The organism is Leisingera sp. MMG026, assembly GCF_021654205.1.
Classification (GTDB): Bacteria; Pseudomonadota; Alphaproteobacteria; order Rhodobacterales; family Rhodobacteraceae; genus Leisingera.
On sequence record NZ_JAKFZM010000007.1, the window covers coordinates 1 to 23,121 of the forward strand.

The 23,121-nt window shown below is 59.7% G+C and carries 20 protein-coding genes and 1 pseudogene; 3 read left to right on the top strand and 18 right to left on the bottom strand.

The window, feature by feature from the left end; all coding sequences use genetic code 11:
• Window positions 1-896, top strand: a pseudogene (locus L1069_RS05100) (hypothetical protein); the annotation flags it as partial.
• Window positions 893-4,297, top strand: a complete 3,405-nt coding sequence (locus L1069_RS05105) for an AAA family ATPase (RefSeq protein WP_024099312.1) — start codon at window positions 893-895, stop codon at window positions 4,295-4,297. The pseudogene L1069_RS05100 and the gene L1069_RS05105, both read left to right, overlap by 4 nt.
• Window positions 4,298-4,456: 159 nt before the next feature.
• Here L1069_RS05105 and L1069_RS05110 read toward each other — a convergent pair whose 3' ends face one another.
• From L1069_RS05110 to L1069_RS05180, 15 genes are all read right to left on the bottom strand, one after another.
• Window positions 4,457-4,864 carry a hypothetical protein gene (locus tag L1069_RS05110; RefSeq protein ID WP_040104417.1) on the bottom strand — a complete coding sequence of 136 codons (408 nt, stop codon included), beginning with the start codon at window positions 4,862-4,864 and terminating at the stop codon, window positions 4,457-4,459.
• Between the two features lie 285 nt (window positions 4,865-5,149).
• Complete coding sequence (locus L1069_RS05115; RefSeq protein ID WP_024099310.1) at window positions 5,150-5,878, bottom strand: DUF736 family protein; 729 nt, start codon at window positions 5,876-5,878, stop codon at window positions 5,150-5,152.
• Between the two features lie 124 nt (window positions 5,879-6,002).
• Entirely contained in the window at window positions 6,003-6,308 is a 306-nt protein-coding gene (locus L1069_RS05120; protein ID WP_024099309.1) for a hypothetical protein, read from the bottom strand.
• Between the two features lie 18 nt (window positions 6,309-6,326).
• Window positions 6,327-10,595 carry a strawberry notch family protein gene (locus tag L1069_RS05125; protein WP_096873514.1) on the bottom strand — a complete coding sequence of 1,423 codons (4,269 nt, stop codon included), beginning with the start codon at window positions 10,593-10,595 and terminating at the stop codon, window positions 6,327-6,329.
• Between the two features lie 102 nt (window positions 10,596-10,697).
• Window positions 10,698-10,850, bottom strand: a complete 153-nt coding sequence (locus tag L1069_RS05130) for a hypothetical protein (RefSeq protein WP_024099307.1) — start codon at window positions 10,848-10,850, stop codon at window positions 10,698-10,700.
• Window positions 10,840-11,004: a hypothetical protein gene (locus tag L1069_RS05135; RefSeq protein WP_009819683.1), complete on the bottom strand. Its 165-nt coding sequence runs from the start codon at window positions 11,002-11,004 to the stop codon at window positions 10,840-10,842. Before L1069_RS05135 ends, L1069_RS05130 begins: the two co-directional genes overlap by 11 nt.
• A 94-nt stretch (window positions 11,005-11,098) precedes the next feature.
• On the bottom strand, window positions 11,099-11,617 hold the full coding sequence (locus tag L1069_RS05140; protein ID WP_024099306.1) for a type II toxin-antitoxin system YhaV family toxin: 519 nt from the start codon (window positions 11,615-11,617) through the stop codon (window positions 11,099-11,101).
• Window positions 11,614-11,940, bottom strand: coding sequence for a type II toxin-antitoxin system PrlF family antitoxin (locus L1069_RS05145; RefSeq protein ID WP_005668772.1), 327 nt, complete (start codon window positions 11,938-11,940; stop codon window positions 11,614-11,616). Before L1069_RS05145 ends, L1069_RS05140 begins: the two co-directional genes overlap by 4 nt.
• A 124-nt stretch (window positions 11,941-12,064) precedes the next feature.
• A complete protein-coding gene (locus L1069_RS05150) occupies window positions 12,065-12,718 on the bottom strand; it encodes a hypothetical protein (protein ID WP_024099305.1) in 654 nt (217 codons plus the stop codon).
• Window positions 12,718-13,311, bottom strand: coding sequence for a hypothetical protein (locus L1069_RS05155; protein WP_024099304.1), 594 nt, complete (start codon window positions 13,309-13,311; stop codon window positions 12,718-12,720). Before L1069_RS05155 ends, L1069_RS05150 begins: the two co-directional genes overlap by 1 nt.
• Window positions 13,312-13,383: 72 nt before the next feature.
• Entirely contained in the window at window positions 13,384-15,366 is a 1,983-nt protein-coding gene (locus L1069_RS05160) for a ParB/RepB/Spo0J family partition protein (RefSeq protein WP_024099303.1), read from the bottom strand.
• Window positions 15,367-15,522: 156 nt separating this feature from the next.
• On the bottom strand, window positions 15,523-15,912 hold the full coding sequence (locus tag L1069_RS05165) for a DUF3768 domain-containing protein (protein WP_024099302.1): 390 nt from the start codon (window positions 15,910-15,912) through the stop codon (window positions 15,523-15,525).
• Between the two features lie 86 nt (window positions 15,913-15,998).
• Window positions 15,999-16,208, bottom strand: coding sequence for a DUF6330 family protein (locus L1069_RS05170; protein ID WP_040182663.1), 210 nt, complete (start codon window positions 16,206-16,208; stop codon window positions 15,999-16,001).
• Window positions 16,209-16,231: 23 nt separating this feature from the next.
• Window positions 16,232-17,173: a zincin-like metallopeptidase domain-containing protein gene (locus L1069_RS05175; protein WP_096705139.1), complete on the bottom strand. Its 942-nt coding sequence runs from the start codon at window positions 17,171-17,173 to the stop codon at window positions 16,232-16,234.
• A 40-nt stretch (window positions 17,174-17,213) separates the two neighbouring features.
• Entirely contained in the window at window positions 17,214-17,684 is a 471-nt protein-coding gene (locus L1069_RS05180) for a hypothetical protein (RefSeq protein ID WP_024099298.1), read from the bottom strand.
• Window positions 17,685-17,976: 292 nt separating this feature from the next.
• On the opposite strand from L1069_RS05180, the gene L1069_RS05185 reads away from it, so the two are divergent.
• A complete protein-coding gene (locus tag L1069_RS05185; protein ID WP_024099297.1) occupies window positions 17,977-19,179 on the top strand; it encodes a Fic family protein in 1,203 nt (400 codons plus the stop codon).
• A gap of 212 nt (window positions 19,180-19,391) precedes the next feature.
• Here L1069_RS05185 and repC read toward each other — a convergent pair whose 3' ends face one another.
• The 3 genes from repC to repA all read right to left on the bottom strand — a co-directional run bounded on the left by repC (window position 19,392) and on the right by repA (window position 22,853).
• The gene (gene repC / locus L1069_RS05190; RefSeq protein WP_024099296.1) at window positions 19,392-20,447 is read right to left on the bottom strand and encodes a plasmid replication protein RepC; all 1,056 of its coding nucleotides are present in this window, start codon (window positions 20,445-20,447) and stop codon (window positions 19,392-19,394) included.
• A 238-nt stretch (window positions 20,448-20,685) separates the two neighbouring features.
• On the bottom strand, window positions 20,686-21,654 hold the full coding sequence (repB, locus tag L1069_RS05195) for a plasmid partitioning protein RepB (protein WP_024099295.1): 969 nt from the start codon (window positions 21,652-21,654) through the stop codon (window positions 20,686-20,688).
• Window positions 21,654-22,853 (bottom strand): plasmid partitioning protein RepA, encoded by a 1,200-nt coding sequence (gene repA, locus L1069_RS05200; RefSeq protein ID WP_024099294.1) that lies wholly within the window; start codon window positions 22,851-22,853, stop codon window positions 21,654-21,656. Before repA ends, repB begins: the two co-directional genes overlap by 1 nt.
• Window positions 22,854-23,121: the final 268 nt, after the last annotated feature.

The window sequence follows — 23,121 nt, forward strand, 5'->3', positions numbered from 1 at the left end:
CCCTTCTCGATCACCGAGCCCACGGTAACCTGGGTCCGAATATTCATTTGCTGCACAAGAACGAGCCCAGCGTGGAAATCGGTGGCGTGTGGTTCCACGGACTGTCTTTCGACACGGCGCATGTCTCAAAAAGCTTCCTGCCCGACTACCCGGCGCCGGTGGCTGGCCGGAAAAACGTCGGACTGATGCATACGTCGCTGGATGGCTCGCCAGGTCACGATCCCTATGCTCCCTGCTCCGAGCAGGATCTGCTGGCACATGGCTATGACCTTTGGTGCCTCGGCCACATCCATGCCCCCTTTGAGCGCACATCAGGCCCAGTTCTCGCTGTCATGCCGGGCATTCCGCAACCACGCCACTTCGGAGAACTTACCGGCGGTACGGTCGCGATTGTCGAGCTTGATGATGACACTCCGAATATCGAACGGCATCGGGTTGGACATCTGAGATTCACCGAATGCGCTTTGGATCTCAGTAAATCTTCAGATGTTCAGGAAGTTTTGAGCGCGCTTCGGTGTGCACTCCAAGGGGTGCAGCATCCAGAACACCGCATAGCGGTGCGTCTGCAGGTGGCCACAGGCCACCATACTGCTGAGACACTGACGGCCCTTGCGAACGAATTGTTCGATGACATCGAGCGCGTGTTTATCGACAAAATCAAAGTGGTTGCCCCCAAACAACTGATCGACGCAAAGGCGGATGACCTAGTGCGCCTGATGCGGGCCGAGCTCACCGAACCGGGCTTCCAGCTGGCCACCAAAGAGATCCTCGAAGAACTCAGAAACGCAATGCCCCGTGAAATTGCCGACGAATTATCTGAAGACGCCTTGGATGACCTTTTGGAGGAGGCCGTTACTGAAGTTACGCTGTCTCTGCACTCAGGAGCCGCGGAATGAGACTGAACCGGCTTGATCTCATTCGCTATGGCCGTTTTGACGGCGCCGAGATCGTGCTCCCGGCACCAGCCGAGGGCAAACCTGATGTCACCGTAATCTATGGACCGAATGAATCGGGAAAATCCACGGCCTTTAACGGGTTTCTGGAACTTCTCTTTGGTATGAAAGCAGGAACCCACCCGTACGCTTTCAGGTTTGAACGCAATGACCTTTTGGTCGGAGCGGAGCTGGGTATCCCCGGACGCGGGGTGACAGTTTTGCGCCGAAATGGCAAACGCACCCAGTCCCTGCTTGATCATCAGGACCGCCCGGTCGACGAAGCCATTCTTTCAAGTGCGCTCCATGGCCTTTCCATGGAGGGTTATGTCGAAAGGTTCTCACTCAACGACGAAGGACTCCGCAAAGGCGGTGAACGGATTGCCGAGGCAAAAGGCGACCTGGGCCAGCTTCTGCATGCGGGTGTATCAGGCCTGACCAGTATGGCGACGACACTGGAAGACATGACAGCCCGCGCCGAAAAGTTTCACAAGAAGAGCGGCCGAGGTACGGCGCTCAAAACCGGCAAAGACCACTTGAAAGAGATCCATCAGGCACTTCGAACGGAACGTCTCACGCCGGATCGGGAACGCACTCTTCGGAAAGACAGAGAGACCGCGCAAAAGGCTTTCGAACAGGCGGACACCGACCTCACGCGTGCCCGAAAACGGCAGGCAGCAGGAGCGGCGGCGCAGACCTGGTATGACAAATCGGAGGAAATTCGGAAAATCGACGAATTTTCTGCCGATTTTCCGGAAGGTCCGAATTTGAAGAAGGGCACGGATGGGCAAGTCGCCACACTCGTGACAACCCTATCGGAGAAAGCAGAAAGTATCGCAGGCGCCGATGACAGAATTGCGCGCCATGAAGCGGTCATTTCAGAAAATGAGGCTGACCCGGCTGCCGGACATCTCGAAGCGGAACTCACAGAGCTGGATCAAATCAGAATCGATGGGGCGTCCCTCACCTCCCGAGCGGACACGGCCAGATCGGATCTGGAAAAGCGCGCAGGTGAGCGCGATGACGCGGGCCGCCAGATAAAACAGATTCTGACAGCGTTGGCGGTAAGTGACGAGCCTGTAGAGGCCTTGGTCCTGACGACCGAAGAACTGGAGACACTCGCGGATGCGGTACAGGCCTGTCAAACCAGCGAGGGCGAGCTGCGAGCGGCTTCAAACGTGTTGAAGACCGCACGCGATCAGCTGGGGGATACTCCAACCGAACCAAAGGACTTGTCTCACCTGCAGATCGCGTTTGACGCATGGCAGAAAGTTTCGGACGTGTCAGGTCTTGAACATAACCTCGCATCGGAACTCGCCCGGCTAGCCAAAGCAGTTTCGGGTCTACCTGCTTCTTGGCAGACACTTATCGAGAACGGCCTGCCTGCACGTGAAAGTCTCGATGAAATCCTCAGGGAATGGAACACCCTGAATGCCAACATCGTTTCCGCCACAGAAGATTTGGAAGGTCGCGAAGCGGACTACAAGGCCGCGCGCGCAAAACGCGAAGCCGACGAAAGCGCGCCGGATTCGATTGACGCTGCAGCGACGGAAGAAACCCGTCGTCAGCGTGACACAGCCTGGCAATCCCATCGTGGCAGTCTCTCCGACAAAACCGCGGAGCGTTTTGAGGAGGCCATGCATGCAGATGATGGCGCCCGAACGAGCTATCTGATGGGCACGGAGGCGCGCAAACAGCTTGCAAACTCGCGCGCACAGGAAAGCACCGCAAAAGCCGCACGTGACACGGCAAAAGACAAACTCGAAGCACTCACCGGAAAACACGAAGCTTTGACCAAGCGGGGCGGCTCACTCGCGACTGCCCTGGGCTTTCCCGTCGATACGGGGCCGGCTGCGTTTGCTGCTAGACTTACCAGCCTGACGGCGGCGGCTGAGATCGCAACTGAGGTCACTATTGCGGAGAATGCCTTTGAGGACCGCGCCAAGCGCCGCAAGGCAGCCTTTGACGAACTGCTGGCAGCAGCCCGCCTAGTCGCCCTTGAAGGTGAAGATAGTGACCTCCCTGAGCGGGTTGGCAAGGCTCTCACACTTCAGGAAAGTGTCCGTAAGACATGGGAGAACTGGCGTCGCGGGGAACGTAGCATTGCCGACTACCAGAAAGCTGTATCCCAAGCCGAGACAGATCATAAGGCAGCCTTGAACCGACTGGAAACGCTGACCTCGGCGCGACCTCTTCCTGATCGCTCGGCCACGGGCGTGAAAGCAGCGCTGCCGCACCTGCGCACGCTGCAACAGGTTCACAGTAATCACAGAAGCCTGGCGGGACGTGTTGAAGCCCTGGAACGCGCCGTTGCCACCCTGGCAAGGAGTGCCGCACGATTGGCGGAGATCCTGGAGGAGCCTTACAATCCGAAAGACGATCCACTTCCCATCATCAACCGCGCTCGTGCGCGTGTAACCAAAACCGCTGAGGCGGATCGTGTGAGAAAACGAGAAGAAGACCTTCTCGACAAGGAGGTCAAAGGCCGAAAGCGTGCGATAGTTGCCCGGGACGAAGCGCAAACCCAGCTGGAAAACTTGTTTGAAGGACAAGGTGGTGAGGATCTTTCGCCGACGGAGCGCGTGGGGATTCTAGCTGAACGCGACGAGTTGCGCGAAGACCGGGCCAATGCGGACACGAGCCGCAATAAGGCGCGCGACGGCGTGGATCGTACGCTCTTTGACGAAGAGCTGACGCGATTGCCCGATGTAACGCGAGAAGCGGAACTGCAGCAAAAACTTGACGATGCGCAAACGGCACGGGATGCCGCTTTGAAGGAAATGAATGAAAAAGAACGCCTTTACGAGGAAGCTTTTCATGCCGCTGACAACAGCGATCTGATCACCGAACAGGCCACGATCCTCGAAGAGTTACGAAACGGTGCAAGGCATGCGGCTGTCGCAAGGCTCGGGATATTGGCTGCGCGGGGTGCCTTAAAGCGCCTGGCTGCCGAACGAAGCAGCGCAATGCTGAAAGACGTGGAAGAAGCTTTTGTCACCATGACATCTAAGGAATGGGAAAAAGTCGTTGTCTGGAGTGAATCCGAGGGCGAAAAGCTGGTCGGCATCAAACCCGGCGGCGGCCCCGTGAAGGTCGAAAACATGTCCACTGGAACCATGGGCCAATTATATTTTGCCCTGCGCCTGGCCGGTTACCGCAGCTTCGCGCGTGATCCGGGCCCCCTGCCCATGGTTCTCGACGATATTATGGAAACCTTCGACGATACCCGTGCATCTGCCGCATTGAATCTCTGTGCCGAGATCGGACGGAGCGGTCAGGCAATCATTTTCACGCACCATGCGCACCTGTTGGAGCTTGCACGCAAGAACATTCCAGGAGTTTCCGTCGTGGAGATGCCGCATTAGCATCCCGCTGTTCACTCTTTCACCTGAAGTTTGATGACTATGGAACAGCTCTTCAAAAAATATGGACCGCTTTCGCGCGCTACCGGCGATACGCCTAAGGGACCGGTGGCCAAGGCGGCAAATCCGATCACAGCCTGAGCCAGGGGAGCGGCCTCGATTTTACAGGGTGTTCCCAGGCCGCAGCGGCATGATTTCACGCTCGGGGCGCTTCAGGGCTTCGGCGTATTTGCGGGCGTTGTCGTCAATCGTGCCGTGCCAAAGCTTCGAGACGAACGCGCGGGCGTCTTGGACTTTCATGTCTTTCAGCGAAGAGGACAGCGCCATGAAAAGCTCATCCTCGCTGATCGCAGCGGCGCTGTGCATGGCGCCAGCGTAAAATGACGGGTCGTTGAGAACCTGCTCGCTCAGCGGCATCCGCGCGAGGTTCTCTTCCGGGATCGCCATGAAAATCGTGTCCTGCAGGTCGGTCAGATACGCACGCCGCGATGTGGACACCGGCTTTCTCGCCGCCTTGTCCTCCAGATGTGCCTGCCTTGTCCTGTCGAGATTTGCCCTTGCATGGGTCATGATGACTTCACGCTTTCGGGCGGGTAGCGCGAATCCGGTGCAGCGCTCGATATGGGCGAGGAGATCTGCAACCTCTGCCTCAACATCAAAGTTGTCAAACCATGGAACCGTCCCTGATCTAGCCGCCACGTGCCCGCCCTCGATGTATCGATAATATATTATTGTATCACATTTGCACCTGATCGCAAGCGGGGGACGTCCTTCACGCAAACGGACATGGAAAAAGGGGAACCGTGATCCCACGGCTCCCCTTTCGGTTCAGATCGTCTCCCCCCCGCGCGCCGATTAGGCGACCAAGGAGAGCCCCGCGCCCGCGTCCTGCGGCTGCTCACCGCTGTCGATGAACGGGATGATCGAGAAGGTCTTTCCGCCGCGCTGTTCTTCGTTCTGCACGGCGTTGACGCGCAAGTCGCCATCAGGCGTGTTGATCAGCAGCGACAGGTAGTCATTGCCCGTGCGGCTGCTTTTGGCCATCCACGCCGAGCCGACGCGGATCGGTTTACCCCGGGGCGAGCTGACCTCGATGCGGTAATCGGGGTGGGTCTCCTCGGATTTGTAGCTGTTCTCGATCAGCATAAACTCCAGATCGAACATCATGTTGGCGATGTAGCCCGTGAAGGCGTTGTCAGCGTCCATGGCGGTGAGCTCGCCCGAGATCGAGCCGGATTTCATCAGGCCGTTCGAGACCAGCGGGATGATCTCGAATTCGCCGCTCTGGGCCGCGCGCGCCTCTTTCGTCTGCACCGCGTTGACCCGGAACGGGCCGAGGCCGACATCGATCTGCATCGAGATGTAGGGGTTGCCGCTGGTATTGCCGGTCTCGTTCCAGGCCGTGCCGATACGCACCTTGCGGCCTGATTTGTTGACTGCCGTCACGTCGTAATCCGGGCTGCGAGCGGACATCTTGGCCCGTGCCTCGATCTGGATGGCGATGTCAAAGCGCGTCGAATGGATCATGCCGGTGTACTCGGCGGCTGCGGTCTCGACATTGCGGGTGAGGGTTCCTGCGAACATGGGATGGTTCCTTTTGGATTGGCCGGTGCCTGACGTTTTTGCCAACGCAACCGGGATTGCTTTCTCGACCCCTTGAGGGATCACAAACCAGAAAGCTCGCTTTCCTTTCTTCCCAACCTTCAGTTCAGCGCTGACGCCTGAAAGACTGTGCCACCTTCCCGCCGGGTACGACGCCCCTCCCCTGTTCGTCTGGCCTCGGATGGCTGTCCTGGGTATTCTCGTCGACCTCCTCCGATCCCGCGATGAAGAACTCTGCTTCCTCCCCGTTCAACCGCTGCCCGCTCCGGTCGGTCAGCCCGATGGTGCTGCCGTTCGGCTCAAACGTGATCAGGTATTGGCCGAGGCTGTCCTTGTGAACAACGTAGCCGGTATTGGCCCAGTGCACGGTCTGGCCTGCATCGATGGCGGTTTTGATCTCTCCGAGTGTCATGATCTTTCCCCCCATTGCCTATTCTGCTGCCACTGAAGCGGCATCTGGTGCATGCCCCAAGATCCGAGTCAGAATGCGGCCCGTGTCGATCCCGTCCCCATGCGGCAGAAACACCCGCAACTGAAAGGCGATGATCTCCGTGAAGCAGCCGAGCGCCTTGAGGCCTTCGATCATGCCCTTGTCCGCACCGCCCAGCTCAAGGCGCATCTCGCCTGCGACCCGGCGACGGGTCAGGGTGAGACCCCGGCCCAGATCGACAGGCGCGGTGGTGCCGAGGGCGGCGGTCAGCATCTCCTGTGGCGTTTGCGGGTTGGAGACGAGGAAGCTGGCGCGCAGCGCGGCCGCCCCTTCCTCGCTCAGCGTGCGCCCGATCATGGCGGTCGCCCCGTCCGGCGTGACGCGGTAGATGCGTTCATTCGTGGTCGGGATGTCCTTCCAGATCGGCAACAGCAGCCCGGTCAGCAGGTAGAGCTTGGTTGTGGTGGTTTTTGGCAAGGACGCTGCCTCGGCATCCCAAAGCCGTGCAAACTCGGGCCTGTCGATCTCTTCCCAAGCCGAGGACTCGAAGCGCGTCTCTTCGAGGTAGCTGGAGCCATTGGGCCGCACCGCCTTGCGCATGAGCGTGACGATATCCTCGTCATACATCTGCATGGGGCGCGCCGAGATGAGCGCCGCGCGACCGGAGGCGCGATTGACCATCGGTAACTTGTCGGGATTGCGCGACATGGCCTCTTCGGCGTCCAGCACATACACTGGGTCGGTGACCTCCAGCCCGATAATCCGCGTCACGGCGCCGGATTTCGGGCAGGTCCAGAGATCCTCGGTGGAGACCTGTTCTATCTTGTCGCCGCGTAGGGTTTCCACGCCGAGATCGAGCGTGCCCGCCGCGCGCGCCCGTTCCGTCTGATCGGCAATCCGGCGCATGAACTCGGCAAAGAGTGCGTTCTGCATGTGGATGGGAAGGGCAAGCACCCGGTTGAGAAACCGCTGGATCGGGGGAAGCTCCTCAAGGAGCACCCCGTCCTTGTCGATCAGCCGCAGGGCGGTCCAGTCGGTGAAGCTCTCGTAGCTCATCGCCTCGGCCCGCCCGGCGGCAAGATCGGCGAAATACCCACGTAGTGCGGCCCGCGCGATCGGGCTTTCGAGATTGTCCTCCTCCCGGAACATGCCTTGCGAGCCGGTCTCGCGCTGACCCTTCGTCAGGGCCCCCAGCTGGTCGAGGCGTTTGGCTATAGTCGAGGTGAAACGCTTTTCGCCATGCACATCCGAGGTGCAGACCCGGAAGAAGGGCGCGCTGACTTGGGCAGAGCGATGCGTGCGGCCGAGCCCCTGGATGGCCGCATCGGCGCGCCAGCCGGGCTCCAGCAGGTAGTGCCGCCGCCGTTTCTGGTTCTTCGCCGTTTGCGCCGCATGATACGACCGGCCCGTACCGCCCGCATCGGAGAAGATAAGGATATCCTTATCACCGTCCATGAAGGCTTGGGTTTCGGATGAATTGCTGCTGGCGGCGCGCTTTTCGATGAAGAGATGACCATCCTCGGCCTTGAGGGGCCGGATGGACCGCCCCGTGACTTCTGCCACGGCCTCGTCGCCAAAGGCCCAGAGGATCTGATCCAGCGCCGAGGGGATCGGCGCCAGCGTCATCAACTCCATCATGGCCGCGTCACGCAGAGCGAGCGCCTCGCGCGAGACGACCAGCGCGCCAGTTTCATCCCGAAGCGGCTCAGCCACCATGTTGCCGTCGATCTCCACGAGCTTTTGGGCATGGATCGGAAAAGTCTGTTCGAGGTAGGCGAGAACATAGTCGCGTGGCGTCAAGGCACCCTCGACGAGTTCATCCTCCGGGTCCATCGTCTCAAGCCGACGCTTCAACAGGCTCTCACCCGTCGAGACCACCTGGATGACGCAAGCCTTGCCTGCCGCCAGATCGTCCGCGATGGCGTGGATGATGGTCGGGGCCTTCATGCCCATCAGCAGATGATTGAAGAAACGCTGCTTTGTGCTCTCGAAGCGGGACTTGGCCGAGGCGCGTGCTGCCGAGGCATTGGTCTCGCCCGAGGCACCGTTGACGCCAGTCGCGGTCAGCGCGGCCTCGAGATTGTGGTGGATCGTCCGAAAAGAAGCCGCGTATGCGTCGTAGATCTCGATCTGGGCCGAAGTGAGCGCGTGTTCGAGCACGTCATACTCCACGCCGTCGAAGCTGAGGGCGCGCGCCGTGTAGAGGCCGAGCGTCTTGAGATCGCGCGCGACCACCTCCATGGCGGCGACACCGCCGGCTTCCATCGCCGAGACGAAACTCTCGCGGCTCGGAAAGGGGTATTCGGGGCCCTGCCCCCAGAGCCCCAGCCGCGCGGCATAGGCCAGGTTGTGCACACTCGTGGCACCCGTGGCCGAGATGTAGAAGACGCGAGCGCGGGGTGCTGCCAGTTGCAGCCGCAGGCCCGCAAGGCCCTGCTGGGAGGGTTTGACCCCCCTGCCCTGCTCAGACCCGGCCGCGTTCTGCATGGCATGGGCCTCATCGAAGGCAAGAACGCCGTCAAAGTCTGCGCCCATCCAGTCGAGGATCTGGCTCAGTCGCGTGGTGCCGCATTTGCCCGCAGACCGCAGCGTGGCGTAGGTGACGAAGAGGATGCCACAGGTCACGGTGATCGGCTGGTCCGGTTTCCATTTGGAGAGCGGCTGGATGTCGGCGGGCGAGCCGCCGAGATCGGTCCAGTCGCGGATCGCGTCCTCGATAAGCGTGGCGGATTTGGAGACCCAGATCGCCTTCCTGCGCCCGGAAAGCCAGTTCAAAAGGATCAGCCCCGCGCATTCGCGTCCCTTACCGCAACCGGTGCCGTCGCCGTCGCCGAGGAAATAGCCGAGGCGATAGGCCCATGCGTCCGGGTCATCATCAGCACGCGTCAGCTTGGTTTGGTCGTCATCGATCATAAACCGCCCCGGCAGATCACGCCCATGGGCATCATGTGCCATGATGATGGTTTCCAGCTGCGCCTCGGAGACGTGACCCTCCTCGATCAGCTTCGCGGGCAGGCGCAATTCCGCACTGGCCGCGCCTGAGGGCACCGGCGGCGCGACAGAGGCCATGGCGATGCTCTCGACGAGCGGCGTGGGATGTTCCTGCGCACCCGCGATCTCGATCCGCTGCGGCCGGTAGCGCGCATAGATGTCAGAGATGGGCGTGTTGTCGCGCGGGGTCTGAAGGCTTGTGAAGCTGAGCGGACGGACGGTATTGGGCCGTGGTTTGGAGGCGGCGACAGGCGAAGCGGCGGTCTTGCGCGGGGCAGATGATCGAACGGTCGGTCGCGCTTGAGGGATCGCTTCAGCCCGCTGGGCGGGGCGCATCTCGATCCGGGTTGCGGCCACGGCATCGACATATGCCAAGGCTTCCTCCAGATCCTGAACCGCGGCGCGGATGAGTTCGCCATCGTCCTGCACCTTGTCGAAGACCATCAGCTGGGTTTCGACAGAGGTGCCGAGCTTGCGGTAGACCTGCCCCGGCATCGTCAGCGCCAAGCGCGGCGTCAGAAGACCGCAGGCCCGCGACCAATGCGCGGCATCGCGTTCGGGCGTGAATCCTGGCGGCATGATCGCCACCAGCCGCCCGCCGGGTGCCAGACGCTTCGCAGACGCGATGAGATGCTTGGCGGCGATGTGTTTGTCCCGGGAACGATCGACCGAGGAGGCGAAGGGCGGGTTCATCACCACGACGTCGGGTAGAACCGGCGTTTGCAGCAGATCATCGATATGCTCGCCGTCATGGCCCGTCACCTCGCCGCCGAAAACCGCGCGCAGGAGGCGCTGGCGAAAGGGGTCGATCTCGTTGAGCAAAAGCGTGGCACCGGCCCGGGCGGCAAAAGCGGCCAGTGCACCGGTGCCCGCCGAGGGCTCCAGAACGGTCTCGCCCTTGCGGATCGCCGCGGCCCGCACCGCCGTGGTCGCGAATGCCAGCGGCGTGGAAAACTGCTGCAGACGGATCTGCTGCTCTGACCGGCGGGTTTCCGTAAGGAGACGTGAGGCGAGGAGTTTTGCGTTGGCGATGTCTGCTGTGGCACCGGCCCCACGCAGAAGCACCTGGATGGCCGCTGCCTGCATCATGTCATAGGCCATGCGCCAGTCCCAGGCGCCACCGGCATCGCTGCCATGAAACGTCTCGCGCATGATACGCGCGAGCGCTGAACTGCGCAGGGGCTGGTCATCGACCTCCGTGCCGATTTGCGCGAGGGCAGAGGCGAGATCGGCTTCGGAGATTGCGAGAGCCGGGTTGGCCGTTCTGGGTTTGGACATGGGGATTTTCCTTTGGATCAGGGTCTGAGTTCCAAAGGACAAAAAGCCCGCTTTCGCTTTTCAGGGTGACGTAGTCAGACCGCGCTGACCTCCAAGGCTTGGTCAGGACTTGGGTTCGACCTGCCGCTTCGCATCAATCAATGCCTGTGCGGCCTGCATCACCTGAACCTGAGATGTTCCCGAGCGTGCATCCTCCAGCGTGGCCTGCACCTGCGCGCAAAACCACGTGTCATAAGAATTCGCTTCAGCGGCCACGGAAATGCTCCTCGAGCCCGATATCCAGCAGCTTGCCGAGGTCATCGGGCATGTCTGCAACGCGCACAGCAATTGGGAAACGGTGCCCCGTCAGGTCAGGCGCGCATTGCTCCTCTAGACCGAGGTGCTGCCTATCCTTTTCCGTCTCATTCATTGTGCTTTCTCCGACCGCATTATCAGCCGATGCTACATCTTCGAGCGTGGCGTCGTAAATGATGTTGCCAAAGGGTCATAGCAAGCTGGCCCACTTACCGATCGGGCACCGCTTCAAGGGATTTCTCGAACCGCTTGCCTGCCGCTGCAGCTTCTTTCAAGAGCGCGTCGAAATTGTCAGGTGGGTTGCCATCTTCCAGCATCCCTTTGAACGTCGCATAGGCATCCGTCTTGCTGCCATAGGCGCGCAGGGTCTTGTCGTCGTTCACCCATGCCACCACGATGACCTTCGCATCGCTGTTGAACCGGTAGAACAACCGATACTGCTGGAAGAATTTCGCCCGGAACCAGTGCTTGCGGTGATCGCCTAGTGTGCCGCCTTGCCGGAAAGCGGCGGCACCCGGATCTGCAGGTATGGCCTCGGTGACCAGCTTGAAGATGGCGGCCAGCCGTTTCGTTGGGTTTTTCTTGTGCCAGGTCTTGGGATCGCGAGCCTTACGCGCCTCTACCTCCTCGACCAGCCCTTCGAGCTGGTCCAGAAAGAGTGGGTGCGCATAAATCGACCATCCATTCACGACAAGGGGCGCTTGGGCGGGCACGCTATCGCCGCTCATTCATCCTCGAGCGATAGCGGCGCATCGAGATCGACATCAACGTCTCCGACCAGTGCTGCAAGACGGTCATGCAAAGCCCCATCGAAAGCCCGAATGCGGTCCGGATGCGCCTTGATATCGGCCTCGACAAAATCGAGAAAGGCTCCGAGCACGGGATCTTCCTCGTCGCTGCGCACGGGCTCGATATAGACCCTGCCACTCGGCTCGGTGCAGTAACGAATCTGGTCGCCCTTGCCCAGCTTGAGCTGTTTGCGCACACCCGCCGGCACGGTCGTCTGATACCGATCCGTGAGTTTCGAGACATCTTGTGCGAGGGCTGTCATGGCAGTCTCCTGAAGAAAAGGGGCTTTGCTGCCCGCGATAGGTAATGCATTTGCATTGCCTTGTCAAGACAAGCCGCAGCATCTGCTGTCGCCGGGCAGGTCGATGAACCGTCCGGCGCAGGACCTAATTTCGCCCCGCCAGGAACTCCGCCAGCACCGGGCTAGCCGCACCTTTCGTGGAGCTGAGCAGCTCCGAGCCCGCAAGCGAGGCCTTCGACAGGCGTACGAGCCCACCAGTTTCCTCGATGCGGTAGCAGCGGCGCTTTTGCCGCCCGCGCCTGTAGTGGGTCGCGGTGACAATCTGGCAGGTACTGCCATCGGTGAGCGTCACAGGGGTGGCGAGCTTGATCTTGTCGCCTTCCTCGTAGTCCGGGATCGCAGCCCAGTCCTGGCAGCGCTGGCGCCAGGCATGAGCATAGCTGTCTGGGTCTTTCAGCTCGGACAGCAGGGCCAATAGGCTCAGTGGCGCGCGGGATTCGACCGGTCCCGCGCTTTCCTCCATGTCCTTGTAGCCCCAGCAGCCGTCATCATATCGGGTAAGGAATACGGCGGCGAAAGTGATGGAGCCATCCGCATCGGTGACATAGGTCGTGTCTTCGACAGGGGTGCCGTCGATATTTGTGACCTTTGCCGCCGCGTACCAAGTCGAACCCACCTTGCAGGCTTTGACCAGTTCCGTCTTGCGCCTTTCGCCCTCGAAGGTGCACAGCCGAGCAATCTCCGCTTTCTCATCCGCGTAGGTCTGGACGCGGCCGTCGGTGTAGAAGAGCCAACCCATCACGCCGCCCTCCGGTCATCGATTTCCATCAGCGCATCGAGCGGCACGCGGTAGGGCTGCATGGCGTCAAAATCCTCGCAATTGCCGCAGTTCTGTACGATCGCGAAGGTGTCGCAGGCATCCTTGAGGATGACCCGGAAGGTGCCGCCGAGGCCTGACGGCACCTCGTAGGTCCCGCCGATGAGATAATCCGAGGCCCGGCGCACGAAGACGCGGATGCTGTGGCCATCGGTGGCGAGCCGGATCGCCCCCCGCCCCCGGTCGATGAGCACCTGCACGTCATCCAGGATGTCGGTATAGAACTGGCCGGTCAGATCGCGAAACGCCATGCGGCGCTGCGCCATCCAGTCGGTGTCCCGAAACGGGTTCATGCCGTCGGCGAAAGCGAAGGAGGGATCGGCCTGTTCGGTGGTGACGATACGGGTGGTCGTGCCATCGATGCCGTTTGAGCGCAGATGCACACCATTGCCGACGATGAGGATCAGGGCGGGCCTGTCCACGGGCCCGTTCCAGTTGGGCAAGAAGGTTTTGCAGGCGCGCGCATGGGCGATCTGTTCCGCAACAGCGGACGCAGAGAACTTGAGAATAGCCATGAGGATGTCTTTCGGTTGGGTGTGGGAGGGTCGACCCGCGCGGGGAATGCCTCGCGCGAGTCGCGTGAGGACTCAGGCCGCTTGCGCGACCTCGCTGTCAGGCTCGGGGGTTTCCGCAGCGGGCTCCGCCTCATCACAGGCGACACCGGCGGTCTGCATCATGGGCGGGCACCAGGTGGCCACGGCAGCGCGCTGCGCGTCCGTGAGTGTGGCGAAAGGCTCGGCGAAGAGCTTGTCGCAGAAGGCGACGATCTCTTTCTTGCTCGACGAGGCGAGCGTCACCGCCTCTTGGGCGAGACCCAGATCCTCGCCGAGAATCTTCAGGAGCCAGGCCTTCTTGAAGCGGTTGAAGAGCGCCGCATTCGGCGTCCAATATGCGCGAATGTCGGGCATGATCTCGATCTCGAACGCATGCATCAGGCTGTCGCGCCGAGGATCCCGCGCGAAGCAGGACTGCGTGGTGCTGGCGGTGGCATAGGCCACGAGCTTGGCCTTCTCGCCTGCCTCCAGCGCGCGAAACGCCGCGAACTGATCGGCGGGCGCGCGGGTGTCATCGAGCCAGGAGAGATCAAGCGCATCATGCGCCGCCGCCACCTGCTCGAGCGAGGTCTCGTCGATCTCGTCCATCTTGGCATGGCTGCGGTATTCCTTGCGGGCATCGATCTTGATCGCCTGCGTGACACTCATTCCGCTGGCCAGAACGTCACTGACCAGCTTGAAGAGCGTCAGATCGAGCGTGGCTTCCGGATGCAGCGCCATCGCGGCGCCAAGGGCCATGGCCCGCTCGGTCTTGAGGTCCTCAGCCAGCGAGGCTGGATAGGTGATTTCGCCGGCGTCCGGTGCCTCCTCCCCCGTCGGGTTGACCGACGAGCCGCGCGCGCCTTCCACTTTCACGGTGTCCTCGGGGCGGACGAGGCCAACATGGAGCGTGACCTGCCCACCCTGCCACGACGCGATCACCCCGGACCGCGCGAGGTCCTCGGCGCTGTAGGCCTCCTGCAGATCGCGCACTTCTTCTTCCAAGGCGTCCACGCGCTCGTAAAGGGCATTGTAGGCACCGTCCTCGAGCCCCTCATCCTCCATCTCGAGCTGCAGCTTCTCGAGTTCTGCGGTGATCTCATCGATGCGCTTCTGGGCCGCTTCATCCGGCTCAATCGGGCCGGGATAGACGCGGCCATAGTCCGCCATGGTCGCGTAATCATAGCGGACCATCGCATCGGCCCAGGCAAAGCCCAGCCTCATACGGGCCTCTTCGGCGGCGGCACCGAGCTTCTCGAGCAGGATGGTCTCGACCAGTGCTGCATCCTCAAGCACGGAATGCTCTTCCAGAAGGTCAGCCGCGACAGCACCGCCCCGCGCCTCGTAGTCCGCGCGCACAAAGGCCCCAATATCATCGCTGACCTGCACGCCGCGGGATTTGAGGGCCTGACGGACGGTGTAGGCCTGCAGATAGCCGCCGTCTTTCGTGAGCGCCTCGAAGACCTCGCGCTGCGCCTCCTGGCTCGGGTGCTCGGCGAAGGCCTTCATCGTGTCGAGCGTGATCACCTTGCCCCGGGCTGCGGCGCGGATGTCGGGGTGGATAAGGCCATAACGCAACCGGCCTTTCACGGCCGCCACCGTGGCGCCGAAGGTCTTTGCGATCGTCTCGGGCGTCTGGCTGTCGACCTCCATCATCCGGGCGAAAGCCTCGAACTCGTCGATGGCATTCATCGGTGCCTGGGTGATGTTCTCGGCGAGCGACAGCGCCGTGGTGACGTCGCAGTCGTCTGGGACAAGGCGACAGTCGACCTTGGTTTTCGCCATGAACCCCTTGGTGGCCTTGTCGGCGACCAGCTCCTTCAGCGCAGCATGGCGTCGGCCACCGGCGAGGACAGCATATTTGCCGTCAAGCTTCTGGACCAAGAGCGGCTGGAGCAGGCCCAGCACAGCGATGCTGGCCTTCAGATGCGCGATGTTCTCGGGGTCATAGGTTTCCGGCGCGTTGCTGCGCACATTGGCGGGATGCGGGATCAGATCGCCGATGGCGACGGTAAGGGGAGCAAAGCTTGTGGTCATGGGATATCCTTCCAGGAGGGTGAGGTGTGGCCCGCGCGCTCACGCGCGTGACCAATCCCCGGCTTCAGGGATCACCAAGACAAAAGGCCCACTTTCCCTTTGAGGGGTCAGTGGGCCTTGAGTTTTCAGATCGACACTTTGGGAAGCCCTCCTACCCTACCAGTCACGCGCCAGCATGATGGTCAGCACGCGCATGGTTGTGGCAGGATTGTCCGGGGTCTCGGCCCCGTAGCGGAAATCCGAATCTGCCTCATAGAGATCGATTTTCCAGAACACGGTCTCGCCCCGGATCTCGACCGCGCCAAAATCGTGCCATCCCTCGGGATCATTCTCAGGCTCGAATGTATCGAACGCACCGGTGGCCTTCACCGCCTCGGCCATGAAGCCGTCACCGGCCTCCATAAGCGAGCGGGTGACATGCATTCGGCCCTGGGTGGGCTGCGCGGGCGCCACTCCAAGGCACGCGAGCTTGCGAAACGCGTCGTTTTGCGCCGCGATCACGGTCGGATCCGGACGGTCTGGCTGGGATTGAACGGTCATGGACATGGGATCTCCTTTGAGAAGTTGAAACACCCTTCCCAAAGCCCGCTTTCACTTTTCTGCTTGGCGGAAGGACCGAAGCAGAAGGCGCCTTACCCGAACAGCCCTCTGGCTCTGTAGTTCGGGTTGGGGATGGTTTCGATCCAGCCGCCCTGTTCCTTGATGCTCTCGAGTGCCGCCGAGAGCGGGTAAGCGCCCTCGGACGGGCTCCACCAATAGGCACCGCGTTTGAAGGTGATGATCTTGCGGCGGCCGTCTTCGAAGCAGGCCACCCGCAGCGTCTTGGGTTCCTTGCGTGACATGCGAGTCTCCGTTCTCCGTGTGGTCAGGCGGCCTCGGCACTGCGCCCTGCCCTACCCGCCTCAGATTGTGCGATCAGATAGTCACAGGCGCGCTGCGCATCCGCGGCGTGCTTGAAGATCGCACCCTTGTCCGACCGAAGAACGCGCAACCAGTTGTGGAGGTAGGCGGCATTCATCTCGAGCGTATGCGCCGTGAAGCCGAGCGTCTGACCCAGGAACACCGAGGTCAATTCCGCGACGATCTCCTCGCGCGCATAGGACGTGTTGCCAAACTTCGAGAACCCGAAATCACGGTTCAGCCGATGCGGGGCTTTCGTGGCATGGGCCAGCTCATGGGCCCAGACCCCGTAGAAATTGCGCGGGTCCTGGAACCGCGTGATGGACGGCATGTAGACCTTGTCCACGGGCGGCAAATAGTACGCCTCCGTGCCCGTGAAGACGGTTGTGATGTCGATCGCATCAAAGAAGGTCTGCATGTGCGGGATGGGCTCGGACGGCGCATGCTCGGGCACGGGCTCCGGGTCGGGGAAGAAACTGTCGGGCAGGCCATCGATTTGGCAGGCATTGAACACGCGGTAGGATTTCTGGAAGCGGAAGATGCGGGCTTCCTCGGAGTGATCATCCCCGTCGCTGCGGTCATGCTCATCTGCGCCCGCATCTTTCCGGCTTTGACCGTAATAAACGACGACAGAGGATTTTTCGCCCTTGCGGACCTTTGCGTCCAAGGCATTGGCTTGCGGCAGCGTCATCCAGAAAGGTGAGCTGTGGCCCGCCATCACGGTCCGCATCGTCAGCAGGAAGTTGTTCACTCCCTGGTAGGGTTCTCCGCCCACGCGCAGGGGACGAGAGCTGCCACCTGCGGTCCATGGCTTGCGCCACGGCAGGACGCCGCGCTCGATGATGCGGATGATTTCGTTTGTGATGACCTCGGAGGCATCGAATTTGGGCGTGCGGGATCGGGCCATGGCTGGCCTCCTTTCGAGTTTTGGTGAGAGTAAGTGGTGATCAGGCTGACTGATGGGACCGCGGATCGTTGAGGATCCTCGCGCCGAGCCCTTCGACCATGTCGATGTAGGTGGTCAGCGAGACGGACTTGCCGGAACCCGAAGGTTCAGGGTCAACCGATCCGTCCCGCGCCACGCACGGCAAGTTCGCGAAGGCGATGACGTCACTGATGGGTCGGATATCGATGAACGGGGTTCCTCGTGCGACCGCAAGAGTGGCCAAGGGAAAGCGCTCGATCAGCGCGAAGGTCGAAACGGTGGTCCAGCCGAGATGGATGAATGTCCCGCCCTCTCCGCAGATCACATGCGCGTTTGGTAATGACGCGGCCTGCTTCAGATAGCCGAGATCACGCAGGACGGTCTGGCGTTCGAGCCGCTGTGCCAGCAACGTCTGGCCAGTTCGGCGCAACTCTCTATGCCGCCACCACGAGGCAGCGGTTGCGCGGAGCACGCGCAAGACACCTGTTTGCATGGGAATGCCCTTCATCAGGAAAGACAGACCGGAATCCGGCCCGGACCCATCTGAGGGACCCCAAAGGTCCTCATCCGTCAGTCACAAAACCCGAAGAACACTTTCTCTTTTTTCGGCCCCTTTGGGCACACAACAAAACCGAAAAGCCCGGCACATCTGCCGAAGCCATTGATTTCATGCAGCAATTCTAGATCGGCAACCAAGATCGGCAACGCATATCGGCAAAACCTTGCTTAAAAGTACAAAATGTGTTTATTTTTCAATTACTTTGCAAACATGGAAGATCGGCAAAATGCTGGAAACACCCGCCAGGATCGAACCCTGCTTCTTCGAGGAGCATATTCCGACAGAACTGGCAGACCTTTCGGTCGACATCCAGAGGGAAGCCACCGGGCTGGGACAAGGGTTGCATCCTGACAGCGCAGCCGAACTTGCCGATCTCGTCCGTGTGATGAACTGCTACTACTCCAACCTGATCGAAGGACACAACACGCGCCCCCGCGACATCGAAAGGGCGCTGGCTGGCGCCGAGCTTGAGGAAGAAACCCGTCCCCTCGCCCTTGAGGCCCGGGCGCACGTCATCGTTCAACGGGCCATCGACGAGATGCATCGCAAGGGCACCCTGCCCCGCCCCACATCCGTCGAATTCCTGACTTGGGTCCATAAGAGCTTCTACGACGAGATGCCGGATGAGTTTCGGGTCATCGAACATCCCGACGGCACACAAGAGCCCATCGTTCCGGGACGCATGCGCCAGGATGATGATCGGGAAGTTGCGGTCGGGCGCCACCTACCTCCTTCATCGTCGCGCGTCGCGGCATTCATGGACCATTTCGACAAACGATTTCAGATTGCGGCGCGGTCTTCGAGCGGACGGATCATCGCGATCGCCTCTGCGCATCACCGGCTCAACTACATCCACCCTTTCCCGGATGGTAACGGCCGTGTCAGCAGACTGATGTCTCATGCCATGGCCCTCACAGCGGGGATTGGTGGCCAAGGGCTCTGGTCCGTATCACGTGGGCTGGCCCGCGGGCTAACCGATCGGGGCGAGTACAAACGGATGATGGATCTGGCCGACAGTCCACGCCGCGGAGACCGCGACGGACGGGGGAACCTGTCAGAAGCGGCACTGAAGACGTTTAGTGAATGGTTCCTAAAGGTGACGCTCGACCAGATCACCTTCTCAGCAAGATTGTTCGATCTCGGCGGACTAGACCAACGGTATCGTCGTCTTGTTGCAGATACCATCGATGACAAGCGAGCGCCGGAACTAATCTCGGCGGTTCTTCGGCATGGGGCACTGGAACGAGGCGATGCGCAGATTGTGCTCAAGACGTCCGAGCGTACTGCTCGCAACACGCTGAGTAAACTGACCGCCGCCGGATACCTGAGGTCCGCCTCGCCGAAGACGCCGGTTCGGTTGGCGTTTCCGTTGGATTATCGAGAGCGGCTCTTTCCAAACCTCTTTGGAGACGGTGACCTCCCACAATAACTTTAGGCATTTAGGGTGTAATGCCTGGCCGCCGATTTCTTCCATGGGCGGCCAGATTTTCATCAAGGCTTGCTCATGTGTCACTTGTCCACCGCGGTGGACATCTGCTGGTCTGAGATAAACTGAAGAACCACCACGCGCCGCTATGTGCGTTTGGACAGTTTTGGTTGCCACAAGCGCCGATTCTCGTTCGAAGTCCACCGCGGTGGACATTAGACAGTTCGCTCATTGTTTTCGGACAGTCGCTTGATCAAAGCTAATGGATCAAATTGGTTTTGCCTTTGACCCAGGGTGATACTGTGAAAATACGCTGCAAAATCCCTGATGCGTTTTCCAAGCTGTAGCATGATGAAGATCGCGCATGACGCTTTCTGAGCTCCTACAGCATTCTTGGCTTTCTCGAAAGTCTCTGGGTGAATGCCCATCATGGGTGCAAGTGTTCGAGCATGGTTTTCAATGTCCAACCAGTTTCTAAGTCTCTCTGTGGAGAACGATGTCGCCTGATCGCAGACTGAGGTCAGCAAGTCTGGTTTCAGGGCCTCAAGGCCTATGTTGCTATCTAAATCTTTTTTTTCTTCTTCAGACTTAGATTGATGCCGGACAGTTTGTCCGTCATTGGCGGGCAATTCCATAGTTTCAGGCGGGTCATCCGGGGTAGACAAACTCTGGCATTCTGCATCTGTATTGGCGAGCAGAGCGTGGTATTCGGGGAGGCTCAGCTTCCTGCGTAGAGCTTTCCGTGCGTGGTTGATGAATGCGTTGCTAGGATCGTGCTCTTCCAAATGGGCGAGCTTTGTAAGGATCTGTTTGCGGACAAATATCCGATCTCGCCGGTTATTCTCCATCTCTTGCGCGATGGCTATAAGCTCGCTCGCACGTTGGAGCAGGGGGGTGAGAGACAATCCATAACTGATGCACTCCCCGCCGGATGAGCGAACGCGGTAGCGCTTTCGGTTCGAGCTGTCATTGCGCTTGATGAATCCGAGTTCAACGAAGCGGTTGATGTGCCTCCGGAGTGTCCGTTCGTCGATTCCGCCAACGCGCTGGCAAAGTGAATCGTTAGACGCAAAAACCGTTTCGCCATGGCCAGGTTTCAGAAAACTGAGCATTGCTTGAAGTGTCTGTATGTGGCCAGGACGTAGACCAAACACGCTGCGTGCATCTCTCAGGGCTCTGAAGATGGTCCAGACGTCGGTTTCAGATGGGGGAAATGAGCCGCGGGTTGCATCAGCACCTGCGGCTTCGATCGAGAGTTTTGTAAATGCCATGGCTTGTTCACGACGACCGTTCGGCCCACAACTTCCCCGTCTCTTTCCTCGAATTTTCGCGGAAAAAGGCAAAAAATATCAGTCCACCGAATCGGTGACTCTTGACCGGTATGCTGGAGGTTGCTACATCAAAGATGCTAATCAGATGATGAGGGCTCTCCAGGGGAAACTTTGGGGGGCTCTTTTCTTTCGGGTCTTCGCTTTTCTCCTCTGCTCGTGTTGCTCTGTGTGGCCTGGGTTAGGACCCAGAGCCTCTCTCATTCCGCCACTGTACGAAGAGTTGCAAAAGCGTAGCTTCCGCGTGCTCTTCGAGCCATTGGCCGAATTCTGGATTGTCCTTCTTGGTGACCTTGAGCGCGATCGCCTTCTCATCGATTGTCAGCGTGCCCAATGAACTGCCGTTCTCATCATTGATGACCGAAGTCAGCCCACGATTGGGCGGCTTCTTGTCGCTACGTGCTTTGCTCGAGCAAGCCGAATAGACCGCTTGGAACTTTTCGGAACTAGGAGTGTCGTCGGGCAGGGCGGCGAGCGCCTCTTTGGCGATGTCCACCAAATCTACCTTCACCGACAAGGCAGCTAGATCACCCCACTGCCGTCGTCCGATCCCATGTGCTGGCCCGATGAGTTGAACAAGACCGTCTGGCAGTTGTTCTATGACGACCCTGTGGTTGGATACGCCTTGCCGGGTCAGACCTAGAGCATCTTGAATGACACCGGGTTTGTACCCGGATTCTTGCATCTCTTTGATAAAAAGAGACTTTTCTATAAAAGACGGATCAAGCCTGAGGTTGTTCTCCTGGCCTTGAGCGATCAGAGATGCGTCATCGTCCAAGGTTCGAACAATTGCCTTGACCGTTCCACCGACCTTACGGATCGCCGCAAGCCTGCGGCGGCCGTAGATGATGCGGTATCTGTCCGGTTGGGCTGATGGACGGACCATGATGGGCACTTGTTGGCCATGCTTGCGAATGCTCTCGGCCAACTCATCGATACTGGAATCTTCCAGCACCAACCGATCGCGCAGCCCATCCATGTCAATCTGATCGGGTTCGATATCGCGAATCGAGTTTGCTGTGATCTCGCGCAAAGAGTCGCGCAATCCTCCAACAGATCCCGGCAGCTTTGCCGCTTTTGGCGGGGTAGGGGAGGGGGCTCCGCTCTCCGTCTCATTCCTTGGAGGCTGGTTGAAGATGTTTCGGGCCATCAGCGACGCCCCCATGCCATTTGGATCGTCTGCTCTAGCTCATCGCCAACGCCATTCACGCTGGTCAGGGCGCGATCAATTGTCTTTCTGATGAATTGGCTTGGATCGACTTCGTAGACGGTCTGCTGGGTCATCCCCGCGTCGGAGATCGCCGTAGACTTCAGCATTGGCTCTGTCATGACCTGACCTGCCAGAATTGATCTCAGGTAGCCTGCCATTTGGGTCTGCGGACCGTCCGACGGTTCATATCTGGTAATCAGGAACTTGACAAAATCCCATGTGACACGCCGACCGATGGCTTCCTCCACGGCCTTGACCGTTTCTGAAGCAAGCTTCAGGAATTGGCTCATGGATGCGATGTCAAGCATGCCAGGTACCACGGTAACCAAAAGCCCCGTCGACGCTGCCAGCGCAGTCAGGGTTAGAAACCCAAGCTGAGGCGGGCAGTCGATCAGGACGATGTCGTAGTTTGCCTCAACCTCTTCAAGCGCCAAGGCGAGGCGCTCTGCAAAGATGGGCTGTACGCGACGGGCGAGAGCGTTTGCGGTCTCGGTTTCGTACTCCGAGAGCATCAAACCGGCGGGCACCATGTCGAGCTTATGGAAGTAGGTCTTTTGGATGACGTTCGAGAGAGGAACTTGGTCCTCATATCTCAAAGCATCATAGATTGTGCCGCCATCGGCGAACTCAAGCTCGGGCCGAAAGCCGAAAAACGTGGTCAAACTTGCTTGCGGATCGAGGTCTAGGACCAGCACGCGGTAACCGCGCAAGGCATACCTTTGCGCAAGATGAATCGTTGTAGTAGTCTTTGATGAGCCGCCTTTGAAGTTGACGACGGATATCACCTGGAGACGATCGCCATCACGTCGACCTGGGCGGTAGCTTTCTGCGTTCTTTCCAGTGCGTCCAAGAACATCGCGCAACTCATCAATCTCTTGGGCTGTGTAGAACCGGTGTCCGCGGTTGTCTGTATGCACTTCCGGGAAGCTGCCGTCCTTGTGCCGGTTGCGCAGGTTAGATGTGCTTACGCGCAGGAGGCCGGCGACTTCGGTGGAACTGAAGCGACGTAGGGACTTTCGTTCTTCGGGTTCGAAAGCGATCTTCATCTGGCGATCCAAAGACTCAGCCAGATTGTTGGCAAATGCTCCGATATCGGAAGAGCCTATGCCTTGCGTGTATCCAATGTTACGATCATCCATGTCCTGCCGCCCACTCTCGGCCTCTGTTGAGGCTCTTAGTCATTCTGACGGTGTACAGCGTGTCTGACGCGTTTTGCCGTCAGAATGGGAATGCCACGATCCAGTGAGTCCGGCAAGAAGAATCTAAATGTAGTGTGAAAGTTATCCACAACACCTATAGGTGTTGTCGTGTAAAAAACTCAGCAAGTCATTGATATAGATATATTAAATGCAGATCTAACCAAATCGAGCCGCTACTCTGTTGAGTTGGCATATTAGCAGCTAACCC

Bases quoted from the DNA above. Each gene is read 5' to 3' on its own strand.
- L1069_RS05160 (WP_024099303.1), bottom strand. From the start codon at position 15,366: ATGACCACAAGCTTTGCTCCCCTTACCGTCGCCATCGGCGATCTGATC.
- L1069_RS05165 (WP_024099302.1), bottom strand. From the start codon at position 15,912: ATGTCCATGACCGTTCAATCCCAGCCAGACCGTCCGGATCCGACCGTG.
- L1069_RS05140 (WP_024099306.1), bottom strand. From the start codon at position 11,617: ATGAGCGGCGATAGCGTGCCCGCCCAAGCGCCCCTTGTCGTGAATGGA.
- L1069_RS05125 (WP_096873514.1), bottom strand. From the start codon at position 10,595: ATGTCCAAACCCAGAACGGCCAACCCGGCTCTCGCAATCTCCGAAGCC.
- L1069_RS05115 (WP_024099310.1), bottom strand. From the start codon at position 5,878: ATGTTCGCAGGAACCCTCACCCGCAATGTCGAGACCGCAGCCGCCGAG.
- L1069_RS05105 (WP_024099312.1), top strand. From the start codon at position 893: ATGAGACTGAACCGGCTTGATCTCATTCGCTATGGCCGTTTTGACGGC.
- L1069_RS05155 (WP_024099304.1), bottom strand. From the start codon at position 13,311: ATGGCTATTCTCAAGTTCTCTGCGTCCGCTGTTGCGGAACAGATCGCC.
- L1069_RS05135 (WP_009819683.1), bottom strand. From the start codon at position 11,004: ATGAATGAGACGGAAAAGGATAGGCAGCACCTCGGTCTAGAGGAGCAA.
- L1069_RS05180 (WP_024099298.1), bottom strand. From the start codon at position 17,684: ATGCAAACAGGTGTCTTGCGCGTGCTCCGCGCAACCGCTGCCTCGTGG.
- L1069_RS05170 (WP_040182663.1), bottom strand. From the start codon at position 16,208: ATGTCACGCAAGGAACCCAAGACGCTGCGGGTGGCCTGCTTCGAAGAC.
- L1069_RS05120 (WP_024099309.1), bottom strand. From the start codon at position 6,308: ATGACACTCGGAGAGATCAAAACCGCCATCGATGCAGGCCAGACCGTG.
- L1069_RS05185 (WP_024099297.1), top strand. From the start codon at position 17,977: ATGCTGGAAACACCCGCCAGGATCGAACCCTGCTTCTTCGAGGAGCAT.
- L1069_RS05145 (WP_005668772.1), bottom strand. From the start codon at position 11,940: ATGACAGCCCTCGCACAAGATGTCTCGAAACTCACGGATCGGTATCAG.
- repC (WP_024099296.1), bottom strand. From the start codon at position 20,447: ATGGCATTTACAAAACTCTCGATCGAAGCCGCAGGTGCTGATGCAACC.
- repB (WP_024099295.1), bottom strand. From the start codon at position 21,654: ATGGCCCGAAACATCTTCAACCAGCCTCCAAGGAATGAGACGGAGAGC.
- L1069_RS05175 (WP_096705139.1), bottom strand. From the start codon at position 17,173: ATGGCCCGATCCCGCACGCCCAAATTCGATGCCTCCGAGGTCATCACA.
- repA (WP_024099294.1), bottom strand. From the start codon at position 22,853: ATGGATGATCGTAACATTGGATACACGCAAGGCATAGGCTCTTCCGAT.
- L1069_RS05110 (WP_040104417.1), bottom strand. From the start codon at position 4,864: ATGACCCATGCAAGGGCAAATCTCGACAGGACAAGGCAGGCACATCTG.
- L1069_RS05150 (WP_024099305.1), bottom strand. From the start codon at position 12,718: ATGGGTTGGCTCTTCTACACCGACGGCCGCGTCCAGACCTACGCGGAT.